This window comes from Xanthomonas sp. SHU 308 (assembly GCF_000364645.1).
Taxonomy (GTDB): domain Bacteria; phylum Pseudomonadota; class Gammaproteobacteria; order Xanthomonadales; family Xanthomonadaceae; genus Xanthomonas_A; species Xanthomonas_A sontii.
Genome location: NZ_AQOK01000543.1, coordinates 1 through 1,828, shown reverse-complemented (window position 1 = coordinate 1,828; position 1,828 = coordinate 1). Strand labels below are relative to the sequence as shown.

Here is a 1,828-nt window from a genome sequence, read left to right as displayed (position 1 = left end):
TCGCGGGTGCGGCTGTAGCGATGCGGCTGGAACGCCACTACCAGGCGCTTGTCCGGCCAGCCGCCGCGGGCGGCGGCGAACACCGCGGCCAGCTCGCGCGGGTGGTGGCCGTAGTCGTCGACCACGCGCACGCGCGCGCCGCCGGCGGTGGTCACTTCGCCCAGGTCGTTGAAGCGGCGGCCGATGCCGGCGAAGCTCTGCAGCGCGCTGGCGATCGCCTCCGGCGCCACGCCCAGTTGCCAGCCGATGGCGGCGGCGGCCAGCGCGTTGAGCACGTTGTGGCGGCCCGGCAGCGCCAGGGTCACCGGGATGCTGCTGCCTTCCGGGAGGCGCAGGGTGAAGCGCATGCGTGGACCATCCTGCACCACGTCCTCGGCGCGCACGTCGGCGTTCTCGCTGAGCCCGTAGCTCATCACATGGCGCGGGGTCTTCGCCGCCAGCGCGGCCACTTCCGGATCGTCGATGCACAGCACCGCCAGGCCGTAGAACGGCAGGCGCTGCAGGAACTCGGCGAATGCCGCCTGGACCCGGGCGAAGTCGTTGCCGTAGTTCTCCAGGTGATCGGCATCGATGTTGGTGATGACCGAGATCAACGGGTTCAGGCGCAGGAAGCTGCCGTCGCTCTCGTCGGCCTCGGCCACCAGCCACTGGCCGCCGCCGAGCTTGGCGTTGGCGCCGGCGGCGAGCAGCTGCCCGCCGATCACGAAGGTCGGGTCCAGCCCGCCTTCGCTGAGCACCGCCGCGGCCAAGCTGGTGGTGGTGGTCTTGCCGTGGGTGCCGGCCACCGCGATGCCGCGGCGGAAGCGCATCAGTTCGGCCAGCATCGCCGCGCGCGGCATGATCGGAATGCGCTGGCTGCGCGCCTCCATCAGTTCCGGGTTGTCCTCGCGGATCGCGCTGGACACCACCACGCAGTCGGTACCGAGCACGTTGGCCGCCGAGTGCCCGCGCATCACCCGCGCGCCGAGCTTGACCAGGCGTCGGGTCGCCGCATTGTCGGCGTTGTCCGAACCGGAGACCTCATAGCCCAGGGTCAGCATGACCTCGGCGATGCCGCTCATGCCGGTGCCGCCGATGCCGACGAAGTGCACGCGCGGGAACGCACGGACCAGATCGCCGGTGTCGTGGAGACGGCGGATCATTGCTGGCCTCCTGCGGAGGCGGGAATGGGGAAACGGGAATCGGGAATTGGAAGAAGCGCGGCGGCGGCAGCGATCCGTGCCTGTCGCGTGTTCGTGTCTGCGTGTGTCACTGCGTGATTCTGCCCTTGATTGTGCTTGTACCCATTCCCCATTCCCGGTTCTCCATTCCCGGCTTCTTCCAACACGATGTCCGCAATCCGCTCGGCCGCATCCGGCTTGGCCAGCTGGCGCGCGGCCTCGGCCATCGCCAGGCGCTGCGCAGGCTGCGCCAGCAGGTCGCGCAGCACGCGCTGCAGACGGCCGGCCAGGGCGTCGTCCTGCTTCAGCAGCACGGCGGCGCCGCGCTCGACCAGGTATTCGGCGTTGCGGGTCTGGTGGTCGTCGACGGCGGCGGCGAACGGCACCAGCGCGCTGCCGATGCCGACCGCGCACAGTTCGGCCAGGGTCGAGGCGCCGGCGCGGCACACCACCAGGTCGGCCCAGGCGTAGGCGGCGGCCATGTCGCCGATGAAGGCTTCGACGCTGGCGGCGACGCCGGCATCGGCATAGGCGCGCGCGGCTTCCTCGCGCAGCGCTTCGCCGCACTGGTGGCGCACCTCGACGGCCGTGCCGAGCGCGGCCAGCGCCTGCGGCAGCGCCTGGTTGAGTACGCGCGCGCCCTGGCTGCCGCCCAGCACCAGCAGCCA

2 protein-coding genes are annotated in these 1,828 nt (G+C 71.4%); both read right to left on the bottom strand.

All coding sequences use genetic code 11. The features are described 5' to 3' along the window. On the bottom strand, positions 1-1,142 hold a 1,142-nt coding region (gene murC / locus D588_RS0116115; protein WP_017916711.1), incomplete at its 3' end, for a UDP-N-acetylmuramate--L-alanine ligase. Beyond that, positions 1,139-1,828: glycosyltransferase (locus D588_RS0116110; RefSeq protein WP_017916710.1), on the bottom strand; the 690-nt coding region annotated here is incomplete at its 5' end. The genes murC and D588_RS0116110, both read right to left, overlap by 4 nt.